Source organism: Arenibaculum sp. (assembly GCF_035998295.1).
In the GTDB taxonomy this organism is placed as follows: Bacteria; Pseudomonadota; Alphaproteobacteria; order Azospirillales; family Azospirillaceae; genus DASYHS01.
The window spans coordinates 23,855-50,329 of sequence record NZ_DASYHS010000040.1 but is presented as its reverse complement, the minus strand read 5'-3'; the positions used below and the strand labels follow the sequence as shown (position 1 = coordinate 50,329).

Sequence of the window (26,475 nt, the reverse complement as noted above, 5' to 3'; positions counted from 1 at the left end):
CGTCGCGGTGTCGGCGACCGCCACCGGCGGGCTGTTCGCCCCCTGGATCGTGACCGTCAGCGTCGCCGTCGCCGTGCCGCCGTTGCCATCCGAGATCGTGTAGACGAAGGCGTCCGTCAGCGTCTGCCCGGCCGCCAGCGCCTGCACGGCAGGCTTCGTGTTGTCGACGGCATAGGCATAGGTGCCGTCGGCCTGCTGGGTCAGCGTGCCGTAGGTGCCGGCCAGCCCGGTGCCCACCGTGCCCACCGTGCCGCCCTGGGTCCGGATCGCCGTGACCGTCAGCGTGTCGGCGGTGTCGGTGTCGCTGTCGTTCGCGCGCACCGTGCCGGTCGTGGGAACCGTGGCGCCCTCGACGATCGTCGCGGTGTCGGCGACGGCCGCTGGCCCGTCGTTGGCGCCCTGGATCGTGACCGTCAGCGTCGCCGTCGTCGTGCCGCCGTTGCCGTCCGAGATCGTGTAGACGAAGGCGTCGGTCAGCGTCTGGCCGACCGCCAGCGCCTGCACCTCGGGCTTGGCGTTGTCGATCGCGTAGCTGTAGGTGCCGTTCGCCTGCTGGGTCAGCGTGCCGTAGGTCCCCGCAAGCCCGGTCCCTATCGTGCCGACCGTGCCACCCTGCGTCCGGATGGCCGTGACGGTCAGCGTGTCGGACGTGTCGGGATCGCTGTCGTTCGCCAGCACCGTGCCGGTGGCGGGCGCCACCGCGTCCTCGGCGATCGTCGTGGTGTCGGCGACCGCCACCGGCGTATCGTTGGTGCCCTGGATCGTGACCGTCAGCGTCGCCGTGGCGGTGCCGCCGCTGCCGTCCGAGATCGTGTAGACGAAGGCGTCGGTCAGCGTCTGGCCGACGGCCAGCGCCTGCACCGCCGCATCGGCGTTGTCGATGGCGTAGCTGTAGGTGCCGTCCGCCTGCTGCGTCAGCGTGCCGTAGGTGCCGGAGAGGCCCGTGCCGATCGTGCCCGTCGTGCCGCCCTGGGTGCGGATCGCCGAAACCGACAGCGTCTCGCCGTCGTCGCTGGTCTGGTCGTTCGCAAGTACGGTGCCGGTGGCCGGCGCCGCCGCGTCCTCTGCGATCGTCGCGGTGTCGGCGACCGCCACCGGCGGGCTGTTCGCCCCCTGGATCGTGACCGTCAGCGTCGCCGTCGCCGTGCCGCCGTTGCCATCCGAGATCGTGTAGACGAAGGCGTCCGTCAGCGTCTGGCCGACCGCCAGCGCCTGCACCTCGGGCTTCGTGTTGTCGATCGCGTAGCTGTAGGTGCCGTCGGCCTGCTGGGTCAGCGTGCCGTAGGTGCCGGCCAGCCCGGCGCCCACCGTGCCAACGGTACCGCCCTGGGTGCGGATCGCCGTGACCGTCAGCACCGTGTGATCAAGGTCGCCGTCATTGGTCCGCACGGACCCCGTGACCGGCGCCACCGCGTCCTCGGCGATCGTCGCGGCGTCGTTCGCCGCGGTCGGCAGGTCGTTCTCGCCGACCAGGTCGATATGGCCCGTCAGCGTGTTGGTCGCGTCCCGGCCGGGTGCCGGAGAATTGCCGCCGTCGTTGAAGACGATCTGGAACTCGCGCCGTGTGTCGGCGCCGTAGGCCGTGGGGTTGTCGCCGGTGTTCTCGTAGCGGATGGCCTCCAGGATGGCGCCGAAATTCGCCTGGGTGGCGCCGGCGTCGAGTGTGATGACCAGCTCCGCCGCACCGCCGCCGGCCACCGACGCCACTCCCGTCGGCGTCGAGGCGAGGAACAGCCGGTCGCCGGCCTGGTAGCCGTCCGTGAAGCGGACCCGGATCACCGCGCCCGCGAAGGTGACGGCGTCGGGATCGGTCACGCCGCCGCCGGTGACGAGCTGCACGGCGTTGGTGCCGGTCCCGCTCTCGGTCGCGGTCGGCGTCTGGCCCGTGCCCGACAGTGTCGGCGCGTCGTTGACCGGGGTGATCGCGACCGCGACCGTCTGGGTGACCGAACCGGGGTTGTCGCCGGTGCCCTGGGCATTGCCGGCGTTGCCGTCCGCGAAGGTGACGGCCAGCGTCACCGAGGCCGGGGGCGTGTCGCTGCTGTTGGCGTAGGTGACGTGCCGCAGCACGTCGTTGACGAGGTCCCGCGTCGCCGTCGCCGCCGTGCCGGTGAACTCCACCGTCAGGACGCCGCCCGTCTGGGTATAGGTCGCGAAGGCCTGCCCGCCGGAGGTCAGCGTGCCGCTCGCCGCCGTGCCCGACGCCGCGAACAGCGCCCCGCCGGTGCTGAAGCCTAGCACGTCCTCGGCGTTGGCGCCGCCGGAGCGCTGGATCGAGAGCCGCGTGCCGTTGTAGCTGGCGGTCCCGCCGGTGCCGAGATCGGCATCGGAGATGGTGGCGTTGCCGTCGATCACGACCGCGGGGCCGTCCTCGACGAAGGTGGCGCCGCCGTCGAGGCCGGTGATCGTCGGCGGGTCGTTCACCGCCTCGACCGTGACGGTCGCGGTGTCGGTATCGGTGTCCTGGCCGCCATTGGCGGTGCCGTCGCCGTCGACCAGCGTGAAGGTGACGGTCCGGGCGGTGGTGCCGGGGTTCTGGGAGTCGTTGTAGAAGGTGACGTTCCGGATCAGGGCCGCCACCGCCGCCTGCGACGCGCTTGCGTTGAAGGTGACGGTCATGTCGCGCGAGCCGGCATTAAGGACCGTGCCGATCTCCACGCCCTGGTAGTAGACCTTGCCCCCGGTATGGCCGATCTGGCCGGCGCCGCTGCCCTGGTTGCGGATCGAGAGCTGGTCGCCCGTGGTTGCCGCCGAGACCGGGATCTGGACGCGCAGGCTGCCGCCGTCGAAGTCGGCGCTGTCGTCGTCGGCCAAGGTGACCGACCCGTCGACGTCGATCACCTTGGCGGCGTCACCCTCGCGGAAGGCCAGCGTGTCGCCGAGCCCGTTGGCGCGCGGCGCGTCGTTGACCGGCGTGACTGCGATGGTCGCGGTCGCGGTGTCGGTATCGGCCCCGCCGTCGCCGTCGACGACGGTGAAGGTCGCGGTGCGGTTGCCCCCGGTCGGGTTCTCCGAGGTGTTGGAGAAGGTGACGTTCTCGGCCAGGGCCTTGACCGCGGCGACGGTGGCGTTCGCCGTGTCGAAGGTGATCAGCAGGTCGCTGCCGTTGGCGCCGTTGAACGTGGCATGCACGCTGCCGATCCGGACGCCGCCGTAGAAGACGTCGCTGCCCGCCAGCGTGATGTTGGTTCCTCCAGCCCCCTGGTCGCGGATGGCGAGCTGGTCGGCGGCGGTCGCCGTGCCGCCGAGCGAGACGCGCAGCGAGCCGCCGTTGAAGTCCGGCGAGTCCAGGTCCGTCAGCGTCGTCGACCCGTCGATCACGGTGTGGCCGGCGTTCTCGAGCCAGGAAAGCGTGCCGCCCATGCCGTCGAGCTGCGGCGTGTCGTTGACCGGCTGGATCAGGACCGTCTGGGTCCCGGTGCCGCTCCAGGCACCGTCCTGGTCCTGCACGCGGAAGTCGACCGTCCGGTTCGCGGTGTCGGGAGTGTCGCTGGAATTGGTGTAGGTGACGGCGCGCAGCGCCGCCTGGAACTGGGCGAGCGTCGCGGTCGCCCCGGCGGAGGTCAGGGTCAGCGTCCCGGTCCCGGCGTTCCAGCTCGCGGTGATGTTGCCGAAGGTGGCGGCATTGCCGTTCGTGAAGGCAAGCAGGTCCTGGGCGGCGTTGTAGTTGCCGGTGATGCGCACCTCGGCCTGGGCGAGCGTCGCGTCGTCGACGTCGCCGACCACGATGCCCCCGTCGACCGTGACCGGGGTCGAGGTCACGTTGTTGGCTTCGGTGAAGGTCGTGTTGCCGGCGGTCGCGGTCAGCGTCGGGGCGTCGTTCTCGGCCGTGAAGGTGATGGTGCCGGTGATCGCGGCGGAGGAGAGCGCGCCCGGCGAGCCGACATTGCCGCCGTCGCTGAAGACGATCTCATACGCCCGGTTGAGGTCGGTGCCCTTGGCCGTGGGGTTGTCGGTCGTGTTCTGGTAGCGCAGCGCGTTCACGACCGCGGCGACGGCTGCCGCGTCGGCGCTGGCGGTGAAGGTGATCGTCAGCGCGCCGGCGTCCCCGCCCGAAAACGTGCCGACCGTCGTGCCGCCATAGGTGACGTTGGAGCCCGACACGCCGACCTGGCCGGCGGCCGTCCCGATATTCGCGATGCTGAGGCGGTCGCCGGCCTGATAGGCGTCGGTGAACCGGACCGTCAGGGTCGCGCCCAAGAAGCCGGTCGCATCCCGCGGCACGTCGATGTCGGCCAGGGTCGCGCCGGTGACCAGCGTCAGGACGTCGGTCTGGTTGCCGGTCTCGGTCGCGCTCGGGTTCGCCGCCGTACCGGCCAGCACCGGCGTGTCGTTGACGGCGGTGACCGTGATGGCGGCGGTGGCGGTCGTACCCGAATAGGCGGTGGTCCCCCCGGTCGCGGTCACGCCCTCGGTATGGGCAATCTGCCCAGCCGCCCCTCCGTTCGTCGTCCGGTCCCAGGCCCGGAACGTGATGCCGCCGGTGCTGCCGTCGGCGAGGTTGCCGGAGTTGAAGTGCTGATCGGGAACGAAGCGCACCCGGTCGGTCGCGCGCAGCAGCAGGCCGAAGCCCGCCGTCACCTGGGTCGAGACCCGCGTCCAGGTCGTCCCGTTGGTCGAATACTCGTAGTAGCCGTTGGTGTCGGTCACCGCCGTCACGAGGATGCCGGCGTTCGTATTATCCGCGTCCGTGACCGTGCCGGAGTTCGATGTCAGGATCGCCGACACCAGGGTGCCCGTGCTCGTGGTGTTGTCCTCGGCGATCGAGGTCAGGTTGCGGTTATGGGCGCTCAGCACCGGCGCGTCGTTCTCGCCCACCACGGTGATCGTGCCGGTCAGGCTGGCCGAGGTCAGGGCGCTGCCGCCGACATTGCCGCCGTCCTCGAACGCGATGCTGAAGGTACGCGACGGGGATGCGCCCTTGGCCGTCGGGTCGTCGCCGTCGTGGCGGAAGCGCACCGCCTCGACGATCGCCTGGGCGGCCGCGGCGCTCGAGCTGTTGTTCAGCGTGATCGTCAGCGCATTGCCGCTGCCGCCGGAGATCGTCCCGACCGCCGCCCCGAGATGGGAGATGGTCGAGCCGGACACCGTCACGTCGCCCGCATTCGTGACGATCAGCCGGTCGCCGGACCGGTAGGCGGTGAAGGTGACGAGGATCCTGGCGCCGTTGAAATTGGTGGCGTCGCGCATCACGTCGGGATCGGCGATCGCGATCGCTCCCGCCTGGACGAGGGCCACCTCGTTGGTCGTGCTGGCGCTTTCCGTCACGGTCGGGCTGGCGGCCGTGCCGGTCAGCACGGGCGTGTCGTTGACAGCCGTGACGGTGATGGCGGCGGTGGCGGTCGTGCCCGAATAGGCGGTGGTGCCGCCGGTCGCGGTCACGCCCTCGGTATGGGCGACCTGACCCGCGGCGCCCCCGTTCGTCGACTGGTCCCAGGCCCGGAACGTCAGCCCGCCGGTGCTGCCGTCGGCGAGGTTGCCGGAGTTGAAGTGCTGGTCGGGAACGAAGCGCACCCGGTCGGTCGCGCGCAGCAGCAGGCCGAAGCCCGCCGTCACCTGGGTCGAGACGCGCGTCCAGGTCGTCCCGTCGGTCGAATACTCGTAGTAGCCGTTGGTGTCGGCCACCGCCGTCACGAGGATGCCGACCGCGGCGTCGTCCGCGTCCGTCGCGGTGCCGGAGTTGGAGGTCAGGAGCGCCGATACCAGGGTGCCCGTGCTCGTGATGTTGTCCTCGGCGATCGAGGTCAGGTTGCGGTTATGGGCGCTCAGTACCGGCGCGTCGTTCTCGTTCACCAGCGTGATCGTGCCGGTCAGGACCGTGGCGGCGGCCTTCGGCCCGCCGGCGCCGATATTGCCGCCGTCGTTGAAGACGACGCGGAAGGCGCGCGTGCCGTCGGTCCCCTTGACCAGCGGGTCCTCGCCCGTGTTCCGGAACTGGATCGCCTCGACGACCTCCGCGATCGCGGCGTCGGTCGCCTCTCCGTTGAAGGTCACGACCAGCGATGCCGCATCGCCGCCCGAGACGGTGCCGACGATGGTCCCGCCGTAGCTGATGTCGCTGCCCGAGACGCCGACCTGCCCGGCTCCCGTGCCTTCGTGGGCGATGCTGAGCAGGTCGCCGGGCCGGTACTCGTCGGTGAAGGAGACCGTGACCGTGGCGCCGGAGAAGTTCTTCGTGCCGGCGGTCACGTCGGGATCGGCGACCGCGGCCGAGCCGTCCTGGACCAGGCGCACGTTCGGCGTCCCGGAACCCGACTCGGTGGCGGTCGGCGACGCGGCCGTGCCGGCGAGGGTCGGCTGGTCGTTGACCGGGCGCACCGTGATCGCGATGGTCTTGGTTGCCTGCTGGTCCGTGCCGGTACCGGTCTCGGGCGTCGCGACCGTCTGGCCGTCGAGCGCCTGCCCGGAGCCGGTCAGGCCGGCGAGGACGGACGGGTCGGTACCGGTTCCGCCGAGGTCGCTCACCGTCACCACGAGGTTGTCGGTGCCGCTGAAATCGGTGCCGCCGCGGTAGGTGAGGCCGCCCGACGCCGCGAGCGTCGCGTTGATCGCGGCGACCGTTCCCGACAGGGTGACGGAGCCGCTGGCGTTGTTCGCGACGCCCGCTCCCGTCAGTCCGCCGGCGACGTCGGTGCGCACGGTGAGCACGCCGCTCGCCACGGCCAGCGTCACGGTGACGGTGCCGGAGCTGCCGACGTCGACGTCGGAGACGCTGATCCCGGTGAGGGCCAGGGTCGTGTCCTCGTCGACCGCGTAGCCGTTCGGGGCGGTCAGCACGGGGCTGTCGTTGACGGCCTGCACGTTGATCGTGACGGTGCCGGCGGGCTCGGCGCCGCCGCTGCCGTCCGACACGATGATCCCGAAGCCGTCGGCGTGGTTCTCGCTGCCGTCGTGGATGTATTTCAGGTGGCCGTTGAGCACGTCGGCCATGGTGAAGACGCCGTTAACGCCGAGCGGGCGCACCGTCGTGCCGTTGTCGACCACCAGGCGGCCGTGCTGGACCGCGCTGGTCAGCCGGAACTGCACCAGTTCCGGGCGCTGGGTCAGGGTCGGGTCGGACGGGTTGTAGGTCTCGGGATCGACGGCGCTCAGGATCGTGTCGGTCAGCACGACCGCCTGGCCTTCATAGGCGGCCGAGACCGGGACCACCTGCAGCCCGGCCAGCCCGGGCGCCTCGTTGCCCGGCCGGATGAAGACGCTCACCGTGGCGTCGCCGCTCTCCAACCCCGGGCCGGGCTCGACCGCGCGGACGCGGAAGCTGTCCTCGAACACCTCGTTGCCGAGATGCGTATAGCGGACCTTGCCGTCCACCAGGTCCTGCCGGGTGAAGGTGCCGCCGACCGAAAGCGCCTCGCCGTCGTCGTAGGTGCCGTTGCCGTTGGCGTCGAGCCACAGCCTGGCGGCGGTCGCGCCCGGCCCCTGGGTGACGCGGTAGGTCAGCGTCTCCGGGTCGGTATCGCTGTCGGAGACGTCGATCTCCGTGTCGTAGCCGAGGACGCGGGTGGCCCCTTCCGCGATCGTGAAGCTGCCGCCGCTGGCGCCCGGGGCGTCGTTGACGGGCGTCACGTTGAAGGCGACGGTGGCGTTGGCGCTGGTCGCCTCGCCGCCGCCGGTCGAGCCGCCGTCGACCAGCCGGACCACGACGCGGTCATGGCTCGCGTCGGGCTCCTTGGCGGGATCGTGGAAATAGGCGACGTTGCCGGCCGCAAGCTCGGTCTGGGAGAAGCGGCCGCCGTCGGTGAGGGTCTGCCACGCCCCGCTGCGCCAGACCTTGATGTCCCCGCCGCCCGGCTTGGTGACGACGACGTAGACGTACTGGTCGTTCGAGGTCGTCGCCGACTCGGCGTCCGAGACGCCGAGCACCGCCGTCGTCAGCTTGACGGCGTTCTCGACGCCGGTCAGGTCGAAGGCGGCGGAGTCGCCCGCGGTGCCGCCGTCGTCATGTTCGGCGACGGGCAGCGTGCCGCCGTTGGGAACGATCGCGGGCGCGTCGTTGACCGGCGTCACCAGGATCGAGAAGCTGCGGCCGGCCAGCACGTGGTTGCCGTTGCGGTCGACGACGTCGAAGGTGAACTGGTCGGACGTCGTCTCGCTGCCGTCGTGGTCGTAGCGCAGCTTGCCGTCGTCGATGTCCTTCTGGGTGAAGGTCCCGCCGTTGGCCAGCGCCTCCCCGCCGCCCTGGATGCCGTTCCCGTCCGCGTCGAGCCAGAGGGTGCCGCGGGCCGGCGCCGTCTGGAGGGTGTAGACGACGTCCGCCGGACCGTCCTCCCGGTCGTCGGTATAGAGCAGCGTGCCGCCGATCGCGTTGCCGGTGCTGCCTTCCGCGACCACGAGGGGGGCGTTGGCCGTGACCTCCGGCGCCTGGTCCGTGCCGCCGCTGCCGCCCGAGACGACGTGGATGGTCAGGGTCGGCAGCGCCACCAGGGTCGTCCCGTCGCTGACCGACACGTTCACGGTGAAGGTGCCGGTGGTCCCGGTGGCGTCGTGATAGGTGACGCGGCCGGCGCTCACCTCGGCCTGAGTGAAGGTGGTGACCTCGGTGCCGTCCAGCCGGAAGCTGCCCCGGCCGGCGAGGCCGGTGACGGTGTAGGTCAGGCTGGCCGCGGCGGTGTCGGGATCGGTCGCGAACAGGTTCCAGTCGGAGACGCCGGTGTTCCCGCTGACGCCGACATAGACGTCGCGCGCCGTGGGCACCGGCGCGTCGTCGACCGGCGTCACGAAGATCTCGAAGGTGCCGGCCGAGGAGCCGCCGTGCACGTCCCGGACGACGTAGCCGAAGCTGTCGTCGGCGGTCGCGGGATTTGCGTCCGGCGTGTCGTCCTCGTGGATGTAGCGCACCAGCCCCGCGTCGAGGTCGGCCTGGCTGAAGGTGGAGCCGACGCCGAGCCGGACGCCGTCGCGGTAGAGGCCGCCCTTGGTGGTGGCGGTCGTGATCGTGTAGGTCGCCTCGGCGGTGTTGCTGTCGCTGTCGACCACCGACAGGTGGACCGCCGGCGTCGTGTTGTCGGCGGCACGGTTGAGGACCCGGTTGTCGCCTTCCGTGATGGTCAGCGCCGTCGCCGACGGGTCGTTCGCCGGCGGGTCGTTCCAGGCGGAGATGTTGACGCGGACCGCCTGGGTGTCGGTGCTGCCGCGCCCGTCCGACGCCGTGACGGAGAAGTCCGTGTAGGCGTTGGCGCCGCTCGGCTCGGGGGCGTCGGCCGTCTGGACGAAGCGCAGCTGCAAGGTGGCGAGCTCGGCCGCATCGAAGGTCCGGTCCGCCAGCAGCGACGTCCAGGTCGTTCCGTCCAGGCTGTATTCCAGGCGCCCCAGCGCCGGCTTGTCGACCGGCCCGATGGTGACGCTGCGCGACCCGGCCGCGGCGTCGGCGTCGGTGAAGGACAGCGTGATCGAATGGATCTGGTCGGTGGTCCCCGCAACGTATTCGGTGACCGTGACCGAGCTGGTGGCGACGTCGATCGCGGCGTTGACGTCGGTGACGGTCACGGTCAGGAAGCGCTGCGGGTCGGCCGCCGCGGACGGGTTCTCGTCGCCGAGCACCGCGCCTGCGCCGTCGCGCAGGGTGAAGCGGAACTGCTGGACGGCGTCGGCCGCGAGCTCGGCCCCGGTGTAGCGGTACCGGACATTGCCCGCGGCGACGTCGGCCTGCGTGAAGGTGGAGCCGACCTCCATCGCCACATAGGCGGTGCCGTAGCGCATCAGCAGCTCGCCCCCGGCGGCCAGCGCCTCGACCCGGTAGACGAGCTGCGCCGGGTTCGTGTTGTCGACGTCGGTCGCGCCGAGCATCGTCGCGTCGAGCTGGATGCCGGTGCCCGACCGCGCCGCCGTCTCGGAGACGGTGAGGCCGGACGTGCCGATCACGGGATCGTCGTTGACGGAGGTGACCGGCAGGATCGAGGTGATCTCGCCCGTCGACAGCGGCGCGGTCCCGCCGGTGCCGAGCGTCGCGACCGCCGCGGTCGCGAACGCCGTCCCGGAGGAGGCATCCCACGCCCGGTACGTGATCGTCGCCTCGCCCGAGCTGTCCGGCCCCGGCTTGAACCGGACGAAGGCGCCGCCCGACAGCAGCAGCGCGTTGCCCGCGGCGATCGTCGGGAAATCGGTCCACGTCGTGCCATTGGCGGAATACTGCCACGTCCCGCCGAGGCCGCCGGTCGCGGTGATGGCGACGCCGAGGCTCGCCCCGGTATCGATGTCGGTCACGAGGTCGCCGGTCGCGTCCAGCGACAGCAGCCGCGTCACCGGCATGCCGGCGTTGGAGCCGTCGGCGACGTCCTCGGTGATTGCGGGCAGGATCAGCCCGGTGCCCGACAGGACCGGCGCGTCGTTGACGTCGACGACCTGGATCGTGGCGGTCGCGGTATTGGCGCTGAAGGCGCTGCTGCCGCCCGTGGCGGTGACGTCATGGGTGCCGCCGGAGGCGCCCTCGGTCTTGTCCCACAGCCGGAAGGCGAAGGTCGCCGTGCCCGCGTAGTCGGTGTCCGCCGGGACGAAGCGCACCCGGGTGGAAGCGTCGCTTGCCAGCAGCAGCGCGTTGCCCGCCGCGCGCGGCCCGACGTCCAGCCAGGTCGCCCCGTCGGTCGTGTATTCCCAGGTGCCCCTGGTGGCGTCCGTCAGCACGATCGCGATGCCGATCGCCGTCCCCTGCTCGGCGTCGGTGACGCCGGCCGCGCCGATCAGCGCCGACACCAGCGTCCCGGTGTTGCCGGTGCGCTGCGTTCCCTCGTCGATCGGCGAGAGGGTGACGTTGCCCGGGTCCGACGGGGCGTCGTTGACCTCGGCCACGGTCACGGCGCGGGTGTCGGAGACGGTCTGGTTGGCGGACCCGTCGTTGTAGGTGAACTCGAAGCTCAGCGTGCGCGAGGTGCCGGTGGCGGTCGGGTGGTCGCCGGTGATCTCGAAGGTCACCGCCCGCAGCGCTGCCTGGTAGTCGGCGACCGTCGGCGTCCCGCCGGAATGCGACAGGGTCAGGGTGCCCGTCACGGCGTTCCAGGCGCCGCTGATCCCGTTGGTGGTGGCGAGCTGCAGCCGGTCGCCGGCGCCGAAGCCCGCCGTGATGCGGACCTGCGCGCCGACGGGGTTCGCGGTGCCGGTGCCGGGCGCCGTCAGGGTGAGGGCGGAATCGGCCGCGACCGCGCCGCCGCCTTCGGTATAGGCGAGCGCCGCGTTGGTGGCATCGAAGGCCGGGGCCGCCAGCAGATGGCCGTAGTCGGCGGCAGTCACCGCGAGCCCGGCCTCGATCGTGCCGGTGCGCAGTTCCAGCACCCAGTCGCCGCCAAGCTCCGCAGCGCCCGTCGCGTCCTGCGAGGCCGCGACATCGGCGCCGGTCAGGTCGGCCAGCAGCCCGACGAACGCGCGGCCGGTCTCGCTGCCGGCGACCTCGCAGCCGTACAGGACGATGTCGGCGCCGTCGGCGAGCGCGTCGCCCCAGGCCGCGACCTGGTCCGAACGCGCCATCAGCACGGCGGAGTTCAGGGTTCCCGTGCCGAGCGTCAGCGTCCCCTCGCCGCCATGGGACAGGATGTGCAGCGCCGCGACGTCATGCCGCCCCGCGAGGGTACCGGTGATCTGGTCGACGGCGTCCCGGCCGACATCCAGACGGACGACCTCGACCCAGTCCGGCAGCGCCCCCAGAAGCACGTCCGCGTCGCGCACGCGGCTGTCGACGAAGACGATCTCGCGCACGCCGGAAACGTCCCGGGCGGCGAAGGAACCGTCGGAAGGAGCCGGATCGCCGGCGGCCGGCTCCGGCGGCGCCACCGTGTCGGCGACGGTTTCGGAAGGGGCGTCCTGCTCGACCGCGTCCAGCGCCGTATCCAGCGCGGTGCCGGCGAGGGCCGCGTCGAAGACGAGTCGCGGCTCGAGCGCGATCGCCAGCGGGGTCGCCCCGCGCCTGCGGCCGGCCGGACGTACGCTGGGACCGGACTTCGTCTTGGACATGGAAACCCCCGGGCTTTCGAAAGTGTCGCCTGGCATGCACTATCCCAAAGGACGCGCATATACGATCGGATATCATCCTTCGGTCGCGAAGCATACCACGGTCGATGCTCGGCAAATTGTGACGAATTGTATCTAAGTTTAACCCTTTCGAGAACCCTGGATGACAGGCGTCACATGTCCGTCACATTTCGTGACGCTTCGTCGATTCCCCTGCCCGCCGGCCTGCGCTCTTCTGGTAACGACGCGCCGCCGACCACTGGGAGCGACGATGAGGCTGATACGGCATTGGGTGGGCTATGCCTTCACGGTCGGCCAGAGGGTCGTCTTCGACGACCGCGAGATGGCGGGCCACGTAGGGTACATCGAACGTCTGGTGTCGCCGGAGGTCGCCCGGGTACGGTGGAAGAAGCCGCAGGCGGCGACCTTCTCCGTCCTGCTCCGCGACCTCAGGCCGGCTCCGCTGATCCCGGTTGGGGCGGAGGGGGAGGGAGAGGAAGCAGACCGATGAAGGTCACGTCGTCCCGGACCGCCTCCTCGCTCCTGTAGGCGTCGAAGTCCGCGAAGACGCGCGTCATCCGGTCGTCCATCGCAAGCCCTTCCGAGGCGGCCAGCGCCTGCTGAAGGCGCCGGTAGCCGAAGCTGCGCCGCCCGGCCCCGCCCACCTGGTCGACGATGCCGTCGGTGCACAGGAAGAAGGCCATGCCCGGTTCGAGCGCGACGTCGTGCCGCCGGAAGGCGAAGCCGGGCGCGTCCGACCGGTGCCCCAGCCCGCGGCGGTCGCCGCGCACGCGCGACACGCTCCCCCCCGCCGAGACGTAGAGCGGGATGTTCGCCCCGGCGTAGGAGACGATGCGGCGCCCGCTGTCGACGACGCAGACCGCCGCGTCGAGCCCGTCGTCGGAACCGGCGTCCTGGCGCAGGCTCCCGCGCACCGCGAGGTCCAGCGCCGACAGCATCGCCGCCGGGTCGCTCCAGTCGCATTCCGACAGGACCCGGCCCAGCACGGAGGCGACGATCGCGGTCATGAAGGCGCCGGGCACCCCGTGCCCGGTGCAGTCGACCACGATCGCGAGGCCCAGGCCGTCCCGATGGTCGAGCCAGTAGTAGTCCCCGCCGACGGAATCGCGGGGATGCCAGCCGACGGCCACCTCGTGGACCGTCGGCCCGAGCGCGCCGGGTCGCGGCAGAAGCGACGTCTGGATGCGGCGCGCGTAGCGGATGCTCTCGTCGATGTAGCGGCTCGCCCGGTTCAGTCCGGCGAGCGCGCGCTCGACCTCCTCCTTCTCGCGCGCGAGGTCGTCATGGGCCGTCTCGAGCGCGCGGGTCCGGTCGGCGACCCGGTGCTCCAGGTCGCGGGCGAGCGCCGTCAGCTCCTTCTCCGCCCGGTCGCGCTCGGCGAGGCCGCGGCCGAACGCGCGCAGCAGGTCGTTGAGCGTGCCGACCAGCAGGCCCAGCTCGTCCGTTCGGTGCCGGGCCGGCACCGGGACCGGGCGTTCCGCCGGCCGGGCCGGGTCGACCCGGGTCACGGCGGTCGCGATGCCGAGCAGGGGCCGCGTGATCATCAGGTAGAAGACCAGCACCATGACGGCGCAGATGCCGGCCGCGCGCAGCGTCTCGGCCACCGCCGCCCTGCCCGCGCGGCGCAGGAAGTCCTCCGCCAAGCCCCGCTCGTCGAGCCAGACCTCGATCACGCCGACCGTCCCGGCCGCATCGCCGGTCCCGGCGGGGTCGTGCTGGACCAGGCGGATCGAGTGGTGGGCGATGTCGCCGAACAGGCGCTCGGCGAGCCAGGCGGGCGCCGCGGCGCCGCCCGCCCGCTCGCGCTCGCCGAGCAGCCCGCCGAAGTCGTCCGTCAGCACGACCTTGCGGACCGTCGGCTGCTCGAGCAGGCCGGCGACCACGCGCTCGCCGAGCGTCGGGTTCATCTGGAACGCCGCCTCGGCGGCCGACTCGGAGACCATGGCGAAGGACTGGGCGACCGTGCGCCGGACCTCCTCGCGCGCGGCGTACCAGTCGGAGACGAGGCCGATCGCGCCTGCGAGCAGGCCGAGCGTCAGCGCGACAGCGAGCGTGATCCCGGCCTGCCTGACCGTGAGGCCGGCCCGCACGCGGCGCGGCGCGGCGCCGGGGATCGCGATCCCGGCCGCCTCGGAACCTGCGGAGGCCACCGCGTCACTCCTCCCCGTCGATGCCGAACCGGCGGCGGATCTCCGCGACGCGGCCGGCGTTGGCGGCGAGCCACGCGTCGAACTCCGCGATCACGTCGGGATGCTTCGTGGTCGAGAGATGATAGGCGCCGCGGACATGCGGCAGGTCGGGCGCGAAGACCAGCGCGCCCGGTCGCCCGAGCCGGTCGAGCTGGTGGCGCACGACCGCGACGTTCGCGTAGGCGGCATCGACCCGGCCGTTCAGCACCTGCGCCAGCAGTGCTTCGAAGCTGCCGTTCTCCGACAGGACGGCGCCCCCGGAACCGAGGTCGTCGGCCCAGGCCCAGGGCGTGAAGCCCGCGACCGTGCCGAGCGTGCGGATCTCGTCCTTCGCCGCCGGCTTCCCGGCCGGCACGATCGTGCCGTCGACGTAGTCCGCGACCGGGGCGCTGTAGGCGATCTCGTGGCCCGCCCTCAGCTCCTGGCGCCATTCCGGGGCGTCCGGGAATTTGAAGTCGACGGTGCCGTCCAGGAAACGGGCGTAGAGGCGCTGGATCGGCAGCGGGCGGTACTCGAAGGCGTATCCCCGGTCCGCGGCGAAGGCGTCCAGCACCGCGCGCACGAAGCCGCCGTAGCGCCCGTCCTCGTAGGCATAGTAGGGCATGTAGGCGATGTTCTCGACCCCGACCACGTAGCGCGTCTGGGCGTGGACCGCGGACGCTGCGGCGAGGAGCATCGCGAGGGCCGCACCCAAGGTCCTGAACATCGGGCCTCCTTCGGCGTTGCAGGCGACTGCCCGGCCGGTGTACCTCAGCCGGCACGCGCAATACAAGCACCGGCGCGCCGGGGACGGAACGAAACGTCCGGCACGCCGGTCGTCACATTTGGTCACGAATGGCGGTTTGACCGGGGATCGGGCGTTGTGGCCTGCTATTCGCGAGACCGAAACCGCCGGGGACGCACGAACCGCATGTACCAGAACGGCACTTCCATCGCCGGAACGGACGCGTTCGGCCGGACGGAGCCGACGATCCCGGCCTCCGCCGCGTCGCCCGACGACGATGCCCCGCTTTTCGCGCCGGACGGGCCGGACGACACGTCGCGGGCTCGGGAGGCCGCGGACCCCTGGCTGATCCTGGTCGTCGACGACGACCCGCAGGTGCATGCCATGACGCGGGTGCTGCTGCGCGACTACGCGTTCGAGGGACGGCGTTTCGAGGTCGTCAGCGCACGCTCGGCCCAGGATGCCCATTCCATCCTCGCGGAATGCCCGGACATCCCGGTCACGCTGCTCGACGTCGTGATGGAGGCGGACGATTCCGGCCTCGTCCTGGTGCGCCGCATCCGCGAGGAGCTCGGCAACCGCCGCATCCGCATCATCCTGCGCACCGGGCAGCCCGGCGAAGCGCCCGAGCAGGACGTGGTCGTCGACTACGACATCAACGACTACAAGAGCAAGACCGAGCTCACCTCCCAGAAGCTGTTCACGGCGATCGTGGGGGCGCTGCGCTCCTGGCGCGACATCGTCACGATCGAGCGCCACCGGCTCGGCCTGGAGCGCATCCTGAACGCCTCGGCCCCGCTGTTCGAGAAGCGGTCGATGCGCACGCTGATCGAGGGCATCGCCGGGCAGCTCCACCGCGTGCTCGACAGCGCGGAAAGCTCGGTGCTGGCGTGCCGGGACAGCGACCGGGCGGGCACGCGGCAGATCACGGCCGTCGCGGGGTCGGGCCGGTATGCCGGCCTGGTCGGGCAGCCGGTCGCCTCCGGCCTGCCGGGGGACCTCGCGAGGCAGCTCGAGGAGACCTTCAGGACCCAGAACAGCCGGTACGAGCGCGACCGCTGCATCCTCGCCTTCCGCACCCTGGAGCACGGCACCACGGTCTTCCTGCTCGAGCGGCCCGACCCGTTCACGACCGACGACCACCGGCTGCTGGAGCTTTTCTGCAGCCGCGTCGCGGTCGGCTTCGACAATGTGTGCCTGTACGAGGACCTGACCGCGCTCACCGACACGCTGGAGTGGCGCGTCGCCGCCCGGACCGCGGAGATCGCGGCCAAGCAGCAGGCCCTCGCCGCCGCCAAGGAGCGGACGGAAGTGGCGCTGCAGCGCGAGCTGGAGGCGACCGACAGGCAGCGCCAGTTCCTGTCCATGGTCTCGCACGAGTTCCGCACGCCGCTTGCCGTGATCGACAGCGCGGCGCAGATGCTGGCGCTGCGCATCGACGAGCAGGACCTCGGCACGCGGCCCCGGCTGCAGTCGATCCGGAGCAGCGTGCGCCGGCTGAACGGGCTGATCGAATCCTACCTCGCCGACGACCGGCTGCACACGGGCACGCTGGCCGTCGAGGCGCGGCCGTTCGACCTGGCCGGGCTGCTGGCCTCCCTGGTCGAGAACCACGGCGCCATCTCCCCGGACGCGCGCTTCACGCTCGACGTCGACGGGCTGCCGGAGGCGGTGACGGGCGATCCGGAGCTGCTCTCGCTCGCCTTCAACAACCTGATCGCCAACGCGGTGAAGTATTCGGCCGCGGACGCGCAGGTCGAGATTTCGGCCCGGCCCGACCCCTTCGGCCTCGCGGTCGCGGTGCGCGACCAGGGCATCGGCATCCCGGCGAACGAGCTGCCGCGCGTGTTCGACCGCTTCTTCCGCGGCTCGAACGCCGCCGGCGTCACCGGGACCGGCATCGGCCTCCACCTCGTCCGGCACGTCGTCGAGCTCCATGGCGGCTGGGTCGCGGTCGAAAGCGTCCCCGGCGCCGGCACGACCTTCACCGTGACGCTGCCGCTGCCCGCGGGGACGCGGCAATGACCGGGGCCGCCGGCCCCGCCCCTCTTTCCGGCTTGGAAACACAGACCATGCTCGCCGAGACCTACTCCTCCTTCAAGAAGGCCCTGGATGCCAACGGGATCGTCTTCTCGTTCAGCGGATACGTCTCCGAGGGCATCCTCTACTCGCTGGGCGAGGCGCTGCGGCAGAAGATGGCGCTGGAGGAGGCCGACACCGGGACCGTGAAGCGGGTCTTCTCGGTCTTCGTCGAGCAGGTCCAGAACATCATCCGCTACTCCGCGGACAAGGTCAGCGGCAGCCTCGACCGCGAGGTGGAGCTGAGCGCCGGGATGGTGACGATCGGCATCGAGGGCGGCCGGTTCTTCATCGTGTGCGGCAACGCCGTGCGCGAGTCCGAGGTGCCGAAGCTGGAAGCCCGGCTCAAGCACCTGCGCAGCCTCGACAAGGACGGGATCAAGGCCTACTACCGGGAGCAGCTCCGCGCCGCTCCCGACGACGACAGCCGGGGAGCGACGATCGGGCTGATCGAGATCGCGCGACGCGCGAGCGAGCCCATCGAGTACGATTTCGCCCCCGCCGGCGACGGCAGGGTCTTCTTCTGCCTGAAAGCATGCATCTGAGGACGGTATGAGCGCGATGAGGATTGCGGCGACCGAGCGGTCGCCCGAAGTCGATTTCGACTTCGAGACGGGCGAACTGACGCTGCGGGGCGAATCCTATCCCGAGGACGCCGCCAGCTTCTTCGGGCCCGTCGTCGCCGAGCTGCGCGGGTTCCTGGAGCGTCGGGACGGCCCCCCCGTCCGCCTGACGGTGGAGCTGATCTACTTCAACAGCAGCACGGCCAAGGTGCTGATGAACCTGCTGCAGATGCTGGAGGCCGAGGCGGCCCGCGGCCGGCCCGTGCGGGTCGACTGGCGCTACGCGCCGGGCGACGATACGATGCAGGAGTTCGGCGAGGACTTCTCCGAGGATCTCGACCATGTCGATTTCCGGCTGGCCGAGGTCCCGCCGGCCTGACCGGCCGGGAGCATCCTTCGCGATGACCTTCAACCTCTTCGACACGGAGGAGCGCGTCCTCGACGAGGCGAGGCTGCTGAGAGGCAGGCTGGCCGATGCCGACCCGGCGGTGAGGGACGGCGTCGAGGCGCTGATCGGCGCCTACGAGCGCGGCTACCGCGAGCAGCGGCGCCTCGTGCGGGTCAGCGACCGCCTCCAGGAGCAGCTCGCGACCGTCAACCAGGAGCTTGCGAACCGCCGCCGCGAGGCCGAGGACGCGCTGAAGCGCCTGGAGGAGGCCCAGGAGACGCTGGTCCAGTCCGAGAAGCTCGCCTCGTTGGGAGCCCTCGTCGCCGGGGTCGCGCACGAGGTCAACACCCCGGTCGGCATCGCCCTGTCCTGCGCCTCCCACCTCTCCGACGCGACCGACCGGCTCCGGCGCTCGGTCGAGGCGGGCGGCCCGGGGCGCCAGGAGTTCCGCCGCTACCTGGAGACCGCGGGCGATACGGCCGACCTGATCCTCGCCAACTGCCGCCGCGCGGCCGAGCTGATCCAGGGCTTCAAGCAGGTGGCGGTCGACCGCGTCAGCGCGGAGCGGCGGCGCTTCGACCTGCGCTCCTACCTCCAGGAGGTCCTGCTCAGCCTGCAGCCCCGGCTGCGCCAGGCCGGGCACGCGGTCCGCGTCGAATGCCCGGAGGGCCTGAAGGTCGACGGCGATCCCGGAGCCCTGTCCCAGATCGTCACCAACCTGACCTTGAACTCGCTGCTCCACGCCTACGGCGAAGGCGACCGGGGCACGATCGCGATCACCGTCGACCGCCCCTCGCCGGACATGGTCCGGCTGGTCCACCGCGACGACGGCAGGGGGATCGCGCCGGAATGCCTCCCCCATGTCTTCGACCCGTTCTTCACGACGCGGCGCGGCAGCGGCGGGACGGGCCTGGGGCTGCACATCGCCTACAACCTCGCGACCGGGCCGCTCGGCGGCAGGCTGAGCCTGGACAGCACGCCCGGCCAGGGCACGGCCGTGACGCTCGTGTTTTCCGAGACGGCGCCGGGGGGCGCGGACGGGGAGGTCAGCGCATGACGACGGGGGCGGTGAAGGCGTAGCCGATCGCGTGGACGGACTGGACCGGCAGGTCCTCGCCGGTCTGCCGCTCGACCTTGGCGCGCAGCCGGCGGACGAGCGAGTCGACCGAGCGGTCCCCCGCCTCCCACTGGCGCTTGCCCAGCATCCGGAACACTTCCGCGCGCGAGACCGGCTGGGCCGGATGGCGGGTCAGGAGGGCCAGGAACTGCCTTTCGGCCGCGGTGAGCCGGACGGCGGCGCCCGACGGGGCGACGAGGCGCCAGGTCACCGGCTCGAACGTCCAGCCCGGCACCGGGGACGCGGCGGCATCCGGCACGCCGGAGGAACGGACCCGGCGCAGCAGCGTCCTCGCCTGGGCCTCGAGCTCGCGCAGTTCGACCGGCTTGACCATGTAGGCGTCGGCCCCGATCTCGAGGCCGGAGATGCGGTCGGCCGACTGGCCGCGCGCGGTCAGCATCACGATGCCGATCCCGGAGCGCTCGCGCAGGCGGCGCGCGATCGCGAAACCGTCCTCGCCCGGCAGGCCGACGTCCAGGATCGCGAGGTCGAAGGCGCTGCGCCCGAGCAACTCGTCCAGCACGGCGCCGCTGGGCACCCCGACCGCGAAATGGCCGCAGTGGCGCAGGTACTCGACGAGGTCCTCGCGCAGCGCCGTCTCGTCCTCGACGACCACGATCCGCGCCCCGCCGGAGACCGATGCCCCGGCGCCGCCGGGCTGCGGCGAATGCCATTGACCGAGGAGCCCCATCCCCATTCCTCGTGCCGGCGCGGGAGGCGGCCCGCTCGCGCGGCCCCTGCCCGTCTTGGAGGTTCGAACTCTAATGCATAGAACTGAATGGTTGACGAGAGATTAATAGGGCGGGATGGCGGGCGACCGGAACGGGTACGGCAGCCATCATCGCGGGAAGTCCGATTTGCGAGGATGAAACATCCTCCGACCCTGTTAGCACAGAGCAAGCCGGGCGGACATACCGTCGCCGGCATGAGGCACCCCGGGCCGGGAGCATTGCTCGGATGATGAGCTTTGGCATATTCGCTTTCATGTCCGTCGGCCTGGCGGGCCTGGCCATGCTCGGCTGGCTGGCGTTCAAGGTCCGCAGGATCCATCTGAAGACGTTCGAGATCGAGAATCGGACGACGCTGACGCTGAAGCGGATCAAGAACGAATCGGCTCACCAGTTCCAGCAGACGCAATCGTTGCGACTGCTGGAACACACGCTGGGGGTGGATCGCCCGCTGCCGCCGATGCGGGGCTGGGCGGCCTCGCCGGACATTCTCCTGGCTCTCGTCAAGCACGTGCTCGAACGGCGGCCGGAGTGCATCGTGGAATGCGGCAGCGGGGTTTCCACGCTGGTGCTCGCCCTGGCCTGCCGCAAGGTCGGCCGCGGGCGGATCGTCAGCATCGACCACGCGCCCGAATTCGCGGCCAGGACCAGGGCAATGCTCGAAGAATGGGGCGTCGGCGACCGCACCGAGGTGCTCGGCACGCCCATCGTGGAACGCTGGGTGGAGGGGCGGACGGCGCCCTGGTACGGCGAGGTCTCCTTGCCGGACCGGATCGACCTGCTGTTCGTCGATGGCCCGCCCGCCCGGACCGGACCCGAGGCGCGCTGGCCGGCGGGGCCGTTGTTGATCCCGCGGCTTGGTCCCGGAGGGGCCGTCTACGTGGACGACGGCGACCGACCGGACGAGCAGGCAATGATCCGGGACTGGATGGACCGGTTTCCTCACCTGACGCTGGAGGATCTCCACTGCGAGAAGGGCGGATACCGCCTCTCCGCCCCACCGGGCTGATGGCGCATGTCGCTCAACCTTCCCTGAAGCGTCACGAAAGGGTCACGGGAGCCGATGCACCTTTCGGCCGCCTCGCCGCATGCGGCGCTGCCTGAAACGAGGCGCGGCCCGTGCGCCCGCCCATGGCCGGCCGCGGCATCGGGGTTCATCCGGGATGGAGCCTCGAAACCATGAAACCCTTCCTCGGCCTGATGGCCTTTTCCCTGGCGCTCGGCGTCGCCGGTCGCCCGACACTCGACGCCCCTGGCGGCGCGCAGGCGGCGCAAGCTCCGTATTTCGACCGCATCGCCACGCTTCCGGTTCACGAGACGCTGCCCGAGGGCACCGATCGCGCGACCGAGACCGTCGCCGAGATCGTCTCCGTCACCGGAGACGGCATGACGCTCGTGCACACCGACAGCCCCGGCGCGGCGATCGCGTTCGTCGACATCGCCGATCCCTCGGACCCGCGCCCGCTGGGCCGCACCGCGCTCGACGGCGAGCCGACCTCGGTGACGGTCGTGGGCGGCCACGCGCTGGTCGGGGTCGTCACGAGCGCATCCCATGCCGAGCCGTCCGGCCACGTTGCGGTGGTGGATGTCGCGAGCCGCGAGGTTGTCGCCCGCTGCGACGTCGGCGGCCAGCTGGACTCGCTCGCCGCCGGCCCCGACGGCCGCTTCCTTGCGGTCGCCGTCGAGAACGAGCGCGACGAGGACCTGGACGGCGGCGCCCTGCCGCAACCGCCGGCCGGGTATCTGGCCGTGTTCCGCCTCGGCGGGGACGGTATGCCGGCCGACTGCGGCGGGCCCGCGAAAATCGCGCTGACCGGGCTGGCCGAGGTGGCGCCGGAGGACCCGGAGCCGGAATTCGTCTCGATCAACGCCGACAACGTCGCGGTCGTGACCCTGCAGGAGAACAACCATCTCACGCTCGTCGACCTCGAGGCGGGCGCGGTGACCGGCCATTTCTCCGCCGGCACCGCGAGCCTGTCGGCGATCCCGACCGCCGAGGGGCGGCGGGTCGACGGCACCGGCAGCCTCGCCGACGTCCGGCGCGAGCCGGACGCGGTGGCGTGGCTCGACGGCGCACGCTTCGTGACCGCCGACGAGGGCGACTACCAGGGCGGCTCGCGCGGTTTCACGATCTGGACCGCCGGGGGCGAGGTGGCATACGAGAGCGGCGCCTTGATGGAGCACCTGGCGATGGCGCATGGCCACTACCCCGCCAAGCGCGCGGCCAGGAAGGGCGTGGAGCCGGAAGGCGTGGCGGCCGGCGTCTATGGCGGCACGCCGCTGTTCTTCGTGAACGCCGAGCGCGCCGGCCTCGTCGCCGTGTTCGAGGACCGCGGCGCCGGCGTAGCACCGGAGCTGCTCCAGGTCCTGCCGACCGGCACCGGCCCCGAGGGCGTCCTCGCGATCCCGTCGCGCGACCTGCTGGTGGTCGCCTCCGAGGAGGACGACGCCGAGGAGGGCGTGCGCGCCACCATCGGCATCTACCGGCGCACCGCCGCCGCCCCCGCCTACCCGACCATCGTCTCGCAGGCCGATCCGGCGACCGGCGCCCCGATCGGCTGGGGCGCGCTGTCCGGCCTCGCCGCCGACCCGCGCGACGCGAACCGGCTGTACGCGGTCAGCGACAGCTTCTACGACGTCGCCCGCATCTTCACGATCGACGCGGCGCACACGCCGGCGCGCATCGTCTCCCATGTCGACGTGACCGGTGGTGCCGCCGGGAAATACGACCTGGAAGGCATCGCGGTGGCCGCCGACGGCGGCTTCTGGCTCGCCAGCGAGGGCAACCCGGACAAGGGCATGGACAACCGCCTGCTCAAGGTCCGCGCCGACGGCACGGTGGTCGAGGAGGTGCCGCTGCCCGAGCCCGTGGCCGCCGCGGCCAGCCGCTTCGGCTTCGAGGGGGTCAGCGAATACGTCGATGCCGGCGGCACGACCCGCGTCGTCCTCGCCGTGCAGCGGTCGTGGAAGGACGACGCCAAGGGCATGGTGAAGCTGGCCGTCTACACCCCGGCCGACGGCGCCTGGGGCTTCGTCGCCTACCCGCTCGACGCGCCGAAGAGCCCGGCCGGCGGCTGGGTCGGCCTGTCGGAGATCACCCATCTCGGCAAGGGCGAGTTCGCGGTGCTCGAGCGCGACAACCGCGGCGGCCCCGACGCCGCGCTGAAGATGGTCTACCGCGTCTCGCTGGCGGACGTCGCGCCGGCCCCGGCCGGCGAGCCGGCGCCCAGAGTGGAGAAGGCGGCGATGCTCGACCTGCTGCCGGCGATGGCGGCGGCCAAGGGCTGGACTCCGGACAAGGTCGAGGGCTTCGCCGTGACCGCCGACGGCACCATGGTCGCGGTCACCGACAACGACGGCGTCGACGGCGCGGTCAGCGAGACCCAGTTCCTGCGCCTGGGCCCGGTGCGAACCGCGGCGAAGTGAGGAGCGGGGAGCGGCCGCCGCGAGGCGGCCGCTCTCCGAAGTGCCCGTACCTATTCTTCCTTTTTCAAGTCGATGCTTTGACCGTATGCCCGCTCAACCACGTGCAGTAGCTGAGCCGCCAACATGTCGGCGAGAAGCTTTTCCATTGCAGAGATATCAGGAACACCGGTTTCAGCGAAGCTCGCATCGGCAGCTTCCAACGCCGTGTAATAAGGCTTGCGGTTGCTGACAATTTGATCCGGGATTGTCGGCTCGCCTGGAGGACGGAAGCCCAGTCTCGTACACAGCACTAGATAGGCGACTGCTCTAGCAGTGCGGCCATTTCCGTCGTCAAAAGGGTGGATCCAATTCAGCCGCCACATGACGTAGCTGGCCAAATGTATGGCTGGGCGATCCCAGTGACTATTGACATAGTCGCAGAGTTCTTCAATGAGCCCCGCCACGAGGTGAGCTCCAGGCGGGTTATGACGACTGCCATGGATATCGACACCACCTGGGCGCCATAATCCAGCAAATAAGCTAAGCCCGTCCAACGCAGGCCTATGAAGCTGTAAGATCCGCGAAGGGCGCAACTGGAAGATACGACCCGGCTGCAACCATTCGTCGATCATCTCGTACAAGACGCGAACCTGCCCAACGCCATTGAGCGATTCACGCTCGGCTCGTTGATGCGGGTCGGTGATTAGATCAGGAGTACGGCCCTCGCTGTGGCGGTCTCCCTCCCTCCCTTCAGTTGCCATGGCTCCGCAAGGTTTCCGCAGCACGGTCTATCATCTCGCGCGTGACGAGGGGATTCTCAAACGCCACATTCCCATATGCGAAGCTTCGCCGCTGCGACTCTTCCTGCTCCGGAGTCATTTTCACCCGGCGCGCCATTTCAACCAGCGTGTCAAGTGAATATTCCATCTACATGTTCCTCCACAATTCTTAGCTGCATCCGGCATGCCGACACGAGCAGTTAAATCTACCGGATATAAAGTCCGATAGCCACATCCTAGTGAACAAGCCGGCACTTGCGAAGTCACGAGAGCCGGATAGAATTCCCCGCTTCCTCCAGCATCCCCTGAGCACGTCGTAGATCGCGCCCCGCGTTGCTATCCTCACGTCAGGTGCTGCGCCTCGATGTAGTCCTCGCTCTGCATCTCCATCAGGCGGCTGACGGTGCGCTGGAACTCGAAGGCGTGGGTGCCTTCTTCGTAGATCCGCTCGGGCGGGACCTCGGCGGCGATCACGGTCTTGACCTTGTGCTCGTAGAGCGCGTCGATCAGGGTCATGAAGCGCTTGGCCTCGTTGCGCTGGGCCGCCTTCAGGCGCGGCACGCCGTCGACCAGCACCGTGCCGTAATGGGTCGCGATCGCGATGTAGTCGGCCGCCCCCAGGGGACGCGAGCACAGCTCCTCGAAGGAGAACCAGGCGACCGAGCCCGAGGCGCGCCGCACCTCCACCTTGCGGCCCTGCGTCCACAGCGCCGCCGGCTTCGGCTCCCTGCCGTCCGACAGCCGGGCGAAGACGTCCGCCATCGCCTGCCGGCTCGCCGGGCCGAGCGGGTGGAAATAGACCGCCTGCCCCTTCAGACGCTCCAGCCGGTAGTCGACCGGCCCCGACAGCTCGACCACGTCCATCCGCTCCTTCAGCAGCGCGATGAACGGCAGGAACAGGTGGCGCTGGAGGCCGTCCTTGTAGAGGTCGTCCGGCGGCCAGTTCGAGGTCGCGACGACGACCACGCCGCGCTCGAACAGCGCCGTGAACAGCCGGCCCAGGATCATCGCGTCGGCGATGTCGGTGACGTGGAACTCGTCGAAGCACAGCAGCCACGCCTCCTCCGAGAGCTGGCGCGCCAGTTCGGGCAGGCTCTCGTCGACGCTGCGGTCGGCCTTGCCGGCGCGCGCGTTGCGCATCTCGTGCAGGCGGCGGTGGACCTCCAGCATGAAGGCGTGGAAATGCACCCGGCGCTTGCGCTCGACCGTGGACGCCTCGAAGAACAGGTCCATCAGCATGGACTTGCCGCGCCCGACGTCGCCGTAGATGTACAGGCCCTGGGGCGGCTCCGGCTCCGCTTGGCGGCGGCCGAGGCCGAAGCGCTCGCGCCAGCCGGCCTTGCCGGTCGAGGGCCGGTATTCCTTCAGCGCGGCGTGCAGGCTCTGCAGCCGTTCGGCCGCGTATTCCTGCGCGGCGTCCGCCTTGAGCGTGCCGGTGCCCCGGCGTTCGCGGTAGAGGGCCAGGGGGCCTTGGCTGGGCATGGGCTGGATCTGGTGCGGTCGTTCGCGGGCGGCCATTGGTAGCGCAAACCCGGCGGCCGTGCAAAGACCGCGGCCAAGCCGGGCCTCAGCTGCGCGTGCCCAGGCGGACCCCGAGGGCGGCAAGCGCGAAGCCGGCCACCGTCGCGAGGCCGGGCATCTCGGCGAGGACGACGGAGGCCATCAGCGCCGTCATCGGCGGGATCAGGTAGAACAGGCTCGCGACCCTGGTCGCCTCGCCGCGCCTGATCATCACGAACAGCAGGCTGACCGCCCCGATCGAGTTCATCACCGCGAGCCAGGCGAGCGAGCCGACGAAGCCGGCGGTCCAGCGGATCTCCATCGTCTCCGCCATGCCCGCGAGGACGAGCAACGCGAGGGCGCCCACCGCCATCTGGATGAACCCGCCGGTCCGCAGGTCCATGCCGGCGCAGAACTTCTTCTGGTACAGCGTCCCGGCCGTGATGCCGAACAGGGCCAGCCCGACGAGCAGGAACCCGCCGGCGTCCCCGCCCGCGGTGAGGCGGTCGCCGACGACGGCGACGACGCCCGCCAGCCCCAGGCAGAGGCCGAACCACTGCCGCCGGGATACCCGCTCGCCCAGGAACCAGCCGGCACCCAGCGCGGTGAGGATCGGCATCAGCCCCACGATCAGCGCCGACACCCCCGCCGAGACGCCGGCGTTCATCCCGGAATACAGGCCGCCGAACTGGACCGCCTGGATCAGCAGGCCGACCACCGCGATGTGTCCCGCCTCGCGCCGGCTCGCCGGCCACGGCGCCCGGGTCGCGACCGCGATCAGCAGCAGCAGGACACCGGCGAGCGCGAAGCGCAGGAACGTCATCGTGAACGGCTCGGCGTAGTTCAGGCCGACGGCGCCGCCGATGTAGCCGGAACTCCAGAGGACGACGAACGAGAAGGGAAGCGGGACGCCCGGGGCCATCCCGGGCTTTGCGATGCTGTGACAGGCCATGCGACCTCCTGATCGAGGAGGCCACGCTGGCGGATGGGCCTGCGAAAAGACAATGAAATGTTCCGATCGGTCCCACTCGCGTTCCTTATGGGA

The 26,475-nt window shown here is 70.9% G+C and carries 14 protein-coding genes; 6 read left to right on the top strand and 8 right to left on the bottom strand.

All coding sequences use genetic code 11. The features are described from left to right. The 3 genes from VGO20_RS04225 to VGO20_RS04215 form a co-directional block, all read right to left on the bottom strand. Positions 1-11,940, bottom strand: an 11,940-nt coding sequence (locus VGO20_RS04225) for a cadherin-like domain-containing protein (protein WP_327501043.1), incomplete at its 3' end; no start/stop codon positions are given. A 446-nt stretch (positions 11,941-12,386) separates the two neighbouring features. Then, on the bottom strand, positions 12,387-14,108 hold the full coding sequence (locus VGO20_RS04220) for a SpoIIE family protein phosphatase (RefSeq protein WP_327501042.1): 1,722 nt from the start codon (positions 14,106-14,108) through the stop codon (positions 12,387-12,389). A 4-nt stretch (positions 14,109-14,112) separates the two neighbouring features. Then, positions 14,113-14,853 (bottom strand): substrate-binding periplasmic protein, encoded by a 741-nt coding sequence (locus tag VGO20_RS04215; protein ID WP_327501041.1) that lies wholly within the window; start codon positions 14,851-14,853, stop codon positions 14,113-14,115. 204 nt (positions 14,854-15,057) lie between these two features. Here VGO20_RS04215 and VGO20_RS04210 point away from each other — a divergent pair, with 204 nt between their 5' ends. Genes VGO20_RS04210 through VGO20_RS04195 form a run of 4 tightly spaced genes read left to right on the top strand, consistent with a single transcriptional unit; the run spans position 15,058 to position 18,958 of the window. Continuing rightward, positions 15,058-16,896 carry a hybrid sensor histidine kinase/response regulator gene (locus VGO20_RS04210; protein WP_327501040.1) on the top strand — a complete coding sequence of 613 codons (1,839 nt, stop codon included), beginning with the start codon at positions 15,058-15,060 and terminating at the stop codon, positions 16,894-16,896. A gap of 47 nt (positions 16,897-16,943) precedes the next feature. Further along, a complete protein-coding gene (locus tag VGO20_RS04205; RefSeq protein ID WP_327501039.1) occupies positions 16,944-17,495 on the top strand; it encodes a SiaB family protein kinase in 552 nt (183 codons plus the stop codon). A 7-nt stretch (positions 17,496-17,502) separates the two neighbouring features. After that, the gene (locus VGO20_RS04200) at positions 17,503-17,892 is read left to right on the top strand and encodes a DUF1987 domain-containing protein (RefSeq protein WP_327501038.1); all 390 of its coding nucleotides are present in this window, start codon (positions 17,503-17,505) and stop codon (positions 17,890-17,892) included. Between the two features lie 22 nt (positions 17,893-17,914). Next, the gene (locus tag VGO20_RS04195; RefSeq protein ID WP_327501037.1) at positions 17,915-18,958 is read left to right on the top strand and encodes a sensor histidine kinase; all 1,044 of its coding nucleotides are present in this window, start codon (positions 17,915-17,917) and stop codon (positions 18,956-18,958) included. On the opposite strand, the gene VGO20_RS04190 is transcribed toward VGO20_RS04195, so the two are convergent. Next, the gene (locus tag VGO20_RS04190) at positions 18,948-19,709 is read right to left on the bottom strand and encodes a response regulator transcription factor (protein ID WP_327501036.1); all 762 of its coding nucleotides are present in this window, start codon (positions 19,707-19,709) and stop codon (positions 18,948-18,950) included. The genes VGO20_RS04195 and VGO20_RS04190 overlap by 11 nt on opposite strands. 293 nt (positions 19,710-20,002) lie before the next feature. Between VGO20_RS04190 and VGO20_RS04185 the strand changes: the two genes are divergently transcribed. Together VGO20_RS04185 and VGO20_RS04180 are read left to right on the top strand one after the other, a co-directional pair. Next, a complete protein-coding gene (locus VGO20_RS04185; protein ID WP_327501035.1) occupies positions 20,003-20,755 on the top strand; it encodes an O-methyltransferase in 753 nt (250 codons plus the stop codon). A gap of 170 nt (positions 20,756-20,925) precedes the next feature. Next, positions 20,926-23,172 (top strand): esterase-like activity of phytase family protein, encoded by a 2,247-nt coding sequence (locus tag VGO20_RS04180; RefSeq protein ID WP_327501034.1) that lies wholly within the window; start codon positions 20,926-20,928, stop codon positions 23,170-23,172. A 50-nt stretch (positions 23,173-23,222) separates the two neighbouring features. Here VGO20_RS04180 and VGO20_RS04175 read toward each other — a convergent pair whose 3' ends face one another. The 4 genes from VGO20_RS04175 to VGO20_RS04160 form a co-directional block, all read right to left on the bottom strand. After that, positions 23,223-23,783 carry a Fic family protein gene (locus VGO20_RS04175; RefSeq protein WP_327501044.1) on the bottom strand — a complete coding sequence of 187 codons (561 nt, stop codon included), beginning with the start codon at positions 23,781-23,783 and terminating at the stop codon, positions 23,223-23,225. 118 nt (positions 23,784-23,901) lie between these two features. Further along, entirely contained in the window at positions 23,902-24,078 is a 177-nt protein-coding gene (locus VGO20_RS04170) for a hypothetical protein (RefSeq protein ID WP_327501033.1), read from the bottom strand. 194 nt (positions 24,079-24,272) lie between these two features. Beyond that, a complete protein-coding gene (gene zapE / locus VGO20_RS04165) occupies positions 24,273-25,412 on the bottom strand; it encodes a cell division protein ZapE (protein WP_327501032.1) in 1,140 nt (379 codons plus the stop codon). Between the two features lie 85 nt (positions 25,413-25,497). After that, positions 25,498-26,382, bottom strand: coding sequence for a DMT family transporter (locus VGO20_RS04160; protein WP_327501031.1), 885 nt, complete (start codon positions 26,380-26,382; stop codon positions 25,498-25,500). Positions 26,383-26,475: the final 93 nt, after the last annotated feature.